We start from the raw sequence: 295 nt of genomic DNA on the forward strand, positions 1-295 counted from the left end.
TCCAGCTCGAAAAGCTCGGTGACGTGCAGATCGTTTTTACTGAAGTCACGCTGGCCGATCATCGGCGGGAAGACTTCATCAAGTTCGTGAATGCGATTCGCGACGTGGACGAAATCGTCGAGTGTCACCTTGCGAGCGGCGGCTACGACTACCTGCTGAAGTTCGTCACGCGCAGCGTGAGTCACTACCAGAGCATTATTGAAGGCTTGCTGGAACGCGACATTGGCATTGAGAAGTACTTCAGCTACGTGATCATCAAGTCGCCGTTCGTCAAAAGCCACTATCCGCTAGATCG

At 53.2% G+C, this 295-nt stretch carries 1 protein-coding gene; it reads left to right on the top strand.

Annotated elements, in window-relative coordinates; translation table 11 throughout:
* Nucleotides 1-295: Lrp/AsnC ligand binding domain-containing protein (locus tag EN824_RS34535; RefSeq protein WP_135933229.1), on the top strand; the 295-nt coding region annotated here is incomplete at both ends.

The organism is Mesorhizobium sp. M8A.F.Ca.ET.181.01.1.1, from assembly GCF_004792025.1.
Lineage (GTDB): Bacteria > Pseudomonadota > Alphaproteobacteria > Rhizobiales > Rhizobiaceae > Mesorhizobium.